Origin of the sequence: Collinsella aerofaciens, assembly GCF_039752955.1 — a bacterium.
In the GTDB taxonomy this organism is placed as follows: Bacteria; Actinomycetota; Coriobacteriia; order Coriobacteriales; family Coriobacteriaceae; genus Collinsella; species Collinsella aerofaciens_BI.
In genome coordinates, this window is sequence record NZ_JBDMHB010000071.1 from 1 (window position 1) to 4,280 (window position 4,280).

Annotated in this window: 4 protein-coding genes; 2 read left to right on the forward strand and 2 right to left on the reverse strand. The window is 58.8% G+C overall.

The window, feature by feature from the left end; all coding sequences use genetic code 11:
- Positions 1-369: 369 nt before the first annotated feature.
- Positions 370-1,461 carry an ATP-binding protein gene (locus tag ABHR75_RS09655; protein ID WP_138114098.1) on the forward strand — a complete coding sequence of 364 codons (1,092 nt, stop codon included), beginning with the start codon at positions 370-372 and terminating at the stop codon, positions 1,459-1,461.
- A gap of 249 nt (positions 1,462-1,710) precedes the next feature.
- Here ABHR75_RS09655 and ilvD read toward each other — a convergent pair whose 3' ends face one another.
- Together ilvD and ABHR75_RS09665 are read right to left on the reverse strand one after the other, a co-directional pair.
- On the reverse strand, positions 1,711-3,489 hold the full coding sequence (ilvD, locus tag ABHR75_RS09660) for a dihydroxy-acid dehydratase (RefSeq protein WP_217495599.1): 1,779 nt from the start codon (positions 3,487-3,489) through the stop codon (positions 1,711-1,713).
- Between the two features lie 108 nt (positions 3,490-3,597).
- Entirely contained in the window at positions 3,598-3,777 is a 180-nt protein-coding gene (locus ABHR75_RS09665) for a GntT/GntP/DsdX family permease (RefSeq protein WP_205217223.1), read from the reverse strand.
- Here ABHR75_RS09665 and ABHR75_RS09670 point away from each other — a divergent pair.
- A complete protein-coding gene (locus ABHR75_RS09670; RefSeq protein WP_254668679.1) occupies positions 3,776-4,138 on the forward strand; it encodes a FadR/GntR family transcriptional regulator in 363 nt (120 codons plus the stop codon). The two genes, ABHR75_RS09665 and ABHR75_RS09670, sit on opposite strands and share 2 nt — an antisense overlap.
- Positions 4,139-4,280 lie beyond the last annotated feature (142 nt).

A 4,280-nucleotide genomic window follows, 5' to 3' on the forward strand; every position in this document is an offset into this window, starting at 1 on the left:
CGCTGCGACGCGGAAATCGCGCGCCGTTGCCGCGCCCCGCAGTGCCCGCTTCCCCCGAGAACAATTATCAGTGCAGGCAGACAGCTTGTCGATTTTCGAAAAAGCCGACTATGGTTGACCCCTGCGGCTTAAACGTAGTAGATAGGCCCTTTTCGTGGCGCAGCACTACTGCACCCCAAATTGGCACCCCGAGCCCTCGTGAGTTGCCAACAAGCTGTTCGCCCAGCGCTTTGTGCGCGCGGCATTCGGGAAATAGCACCACCGTAAGAACCCGCAAACAGCGCTATACGTTGCTATATCTCACTATACTTTGCTATATCTTGCTATACTTTGCTATATCTTGCTATATCTTGAGCAAAGGTGGCTCACATGCAAACAAACCCTTTTAAGCCCACAGCAGGTAAAACACCTCCCACGATTATCGGCCGCGAAGATGTGCTCGAAGAATTCAATGAGGGCCTCACCAACGGGCCTGGTGCCCCTGGGCGCCTAATGCGCATAGCCGGCGTCCGTGGAACGGGCAAGACGGTCCTCCTTGACGAGTGCTCACGTTTGGCGCAAAGCCGTGGCTGGACGGTCATAAAAGAGGTCGCAACCGAGGGACTTTGCCAGCGCATTCTCGAACAGCTGCAGCCCAAATTCCAGGCCAAGCACGCCAGATTTGAGCCCACCGTAGCTGGCATATCCATCGGCAGCATAGATATTGAGCGAATCGGCCCATCGCTACGCGACGCCATGAGACAGACAATAACCAAGAATGGAAATGGCCTGCTCATCACTCTCGACGAGGTTCAAGACGCAGAGCTCGATGAGGTCCGAACGCTCTCCATTGCGATTCAGCAGGTTATCGGCGAAGACCTTGATATCGCCTTTGTTTTTGCTGGGCTGCCTTCGATGATTGAAAGCATCATCAACGGAAAGACACTTACGTTTTTGCGCCGTGCCCTCCCCTTTGACCTGAAGGCTGTGGCAGTAACCGAAGTGTCGTACTCCCTCGAGGAAACCATTGAAGCGTCTGGCATGGAGTTGCAGCCAGGTATTGCCGGCCAACTTGCCGAGGCAACGCAAGGCTATCCTTTCATGATCCAACTCGTTGGATACTACGCATGGCAGTTGGCGAGACGCGCACATACAGCGATTATTGGAGAAGAAGAAGCCGAGCGCGGCATTGCAACGGCACGCGAACGCTTCTGCGCCATGGTGATTGAGCCCGCGCTGCAGCGCATTCCGCCCACGTGCATCGCTTATCTGCTGAGCATGGCGTCTTTGGGGCAGACGAGCTCGACCAGCATGGTTGCCGATGCCCTAAACAAAACGCCTCAACAGGTGAGCTCCGTCCGCAGCCGCCTGTTAAGAGAATCGATTATCGAGGCTCCTTCGTACGGCAAGGTCTCATTTGCCATCCCCTACATGCGCGACTACCTCTGCGAACACAAAGCCGAACTGGAAGTTGAACTGTAGAAACGGCAACTGCCCTGCAAGACGAAAACCGTTTTCGTACGGATTTAAAGCAGACGTAAACGGTTTTCGTCTGTTTTACGTTCGGAAATAAGACGCAAATTGCACTTTCGTATGGTTTTACGCCAAACACAACACGCTTTCGTCCGGCTATGCGTCCCCAATCCAGACGAAAAAGGCCCCGAACTCGTGTGAGCTCGGAGCTTTTCGTGCCACGCATCTATGAGAGGGGAAATTTGATGCGCCCGGGCGCTACTCCATGTAGCCACCCTGGATGGCGGAAACTGCATGCTCGATAAAGAACTTGAGCGTGCCGGAGGTGTAACGATTAGCCTTAGGCTTCCAGGCGGCGCGACGCTCGGCCAGGACGGCGTCGACCTCGGCCGGCTCCATCTCCTTGCCGGCGATGCCCACGATGGACAGCGAGCGCTCGGGGATGTTGATCTGGATCAGGTCGCCTTCCTCGATCAGGGCAATCGGGCCGCCCACGGCAGCCTCGGGCGAAACGTGACCGATAGCCGGGCCCTTGGAGGCGCCGGAGAAGCGGCCATCGGTGATCAGGGCAATGCTCGCACCCAGCTCGGGATCGCTGGCGATAGCCTCAGTGGTGTAGAACATCTCGGGCATTCCGGAACCCTTGGGACCCTCATAGCGAATGATAACGGCATCGCCGGGCTTAACCTCATGCGTCAGGACGGCGTGAATGGCGTCCTCCTCGCAGTCGAACGGACGGGCCTTGAGCGTAGCCTGGAACATCTCACGCGGAACGACGGTGTGCTTGACGACGGCACCCTCGGGGGCAAGGTTGCCGTGAAGGATGGCGATGGAACCGTCGGTGCCGAAGGCCTGGTCAAACGGACGGATGATGTCCTCGCGCTTGAGATTCCACTTCTCAAGGTAACGACCGCACTTTTCGTAGTAACCGTTGTTCTTGAGGTCCTCGAGGTTCTCGCCAAGAGTCTTGCCGGTGACGGTCATAACGTCGAGGTGGAGCATCGACTTGATCTCCTCCATAATGCGCGGCACGCCGCCCGCATAGTAGAAGAACTGCGCCGGCCACTCGCCTGCGGGGCGAACGTTGAGCAGGTAGTGGGCGCCACGGTGCAGGCGATCGAAATCGTCGGCGGACATCTCGATGCCAAACTCGCGGGCGATCGCGGGAATGTGCAGCAGCGAGTTGGTGGAACCGGAGATGGCGCCGTGGACCATGATGAGGTTCTCGAAGGACTCCTTGGTCACGATGTCGCGGGGGCACAGGTTGTGCTCGGAGAGCCACACGGACTGACGGCCAGCCTCGCGCGCAAACTCACGCAGATCGGAGCTGGTTGCGGGCAGCAGGGCGGTACCGGGAAGCATAAGGCCCAGGGCCTCGGCGGTAACCTGCATGGTCGAGGCGGTGCCCATAAAGGAGCAGGCGCCGCAGCTGGGGCATGCGTTGTGCTTGGCAAACTCAAGCTCCTCGCGGGAGATCTCGCCGCGCTCGTAGCGGGCAGAAATCGCGCCGAGCTGCTCCAGGGTCAGCAGATCGGGACCGGCATCCATGACGCCGCCGGTAACGACGATGGAGGGGATGTTGATGCGGCCCATGGCCATGAGGTTCGCAGGCAGGCCCTTATCGCAGCTGGCGACAAAGACGCCGGCGTCGAACGGGGTGGCCTTGGCGTGGATCTCGATCATGTTGGCGATCATGTCGCGGCTGGGCAGCGAGTAGTTGATGCCGTCGTGTCCCTGGGCCTCACCGTCGCAGATATCGGTGCAGAAGTAACGAGCACCGTGACCGCCAGCCTCGGCAACGCCAGCACGGACCTCCTCGACCAGCTCAAACAGGCCGGCAGAACCCGGGTGCGAGTCGCCGAACGTCGACTCGATAATGACCTGCGGCTTGTCCAGATCCTCGATAGACCAGCCAGAGCCCAGGCGCAGCGGGTCCATCTCGGGGCTGATGGTGCGAAACTTGCCGGAACGCGGCTGCAGCTTGGCAACCAGGTCGGCTGCCTCCTGCTGAATCTGTGCCTTGGTCTTCTCGTCCATGATGCTCTCCTCTTTTGATTTGAACGGTTGTACCAATCGTTGGTTAATGAATCAGGTGTAAATGGGCACCGAGCGATGCGCTCGGCAAAAGATGCTTAGCTACGCGAACTAGGCGAAGAACGAAATCACCAGGGCGCAGGCAAGACCCGAAAGGCCGATGAGCGTCTCCATAACGGTCCAGGACTTGAGGGTGGTCTTCTCGTCAATCTCCAGGAACGAGGAGCACATCCAAAAACCGGCATCGTTGACGTGCGAGAGGGCCGTGGCGCCGCCGCAGATGGCACGCATGGCGGCCGAGCACGCAACCAACGACCAGGTCGTCTGTATCAAAGAGCTCTGCGACGAATCCGAGCGCCTGGCCGAGGCCGGTGAGGATTACTCCGCCGCCGACACCGCGTTCCACAATGCCATTGCCGAGAGCTCCGGAAACCTCGTCGTTCCCCGCCTGATGGGCGTGCTCAAGGCATCCGTCCCCCTCTTTATCGACGTGACCGGAAAAAAGCTCGTCGAGGAAACTATCCGCACGCACCGCGATGTGGCCGACGCCATCGCCTCGCGCAATCCCACCGCCGCGCACGACGCGATGTATCTGCACCTGGTGTATAACCGTAACATGATCGCAGAGGGCACGCAGGAACAGAGCGAATAAACGTCCGCGCGGCAAGGGCGAAATCACCGTTTACCTTTTAAAAGTGAACGTTCACCTGATTTTAGGGTTGATTTCCGATCTCAGCCGAACACATTGAGCAAATAGGCCATTCCCGCAGTTAGCCGAACGCCCCCGCGGCCCC

What these genes read in the sequence shown, in the direction of transcription:
- ABHR75_RS09655 (WP_138114098.1), top strand. Translation starts at nt 370, where the DNA reads ATGCAAACAAACCCTTTTAAGCCCACAGCAGGTAAAACACCTCCCACG.
- ilvD (WP_217495599.1), bottom strand. Translation starts at nt 3,489, where the DNA reads ATGGACGAGAAGACCAAGGCACAGATTCAGCAGGAGGCAGCCGACCTG.
- ABHR75_RS09670 (WP_254668679.1), top strand. Translation starts at nt 3,776, where the DNA reads ATGGCGGCCGAGCACGCAACCAACGACCAGGTCGTCTGTATCAAAGAG.
- ABHR75_RS09665 (WP_205217223.1), bottom strand. Translation starts at nt 3,777, where the DNA reads ATGCGTGCCATCTGCGGCGGCGCCACGGCCCTCTCGCACGTCAACGAT.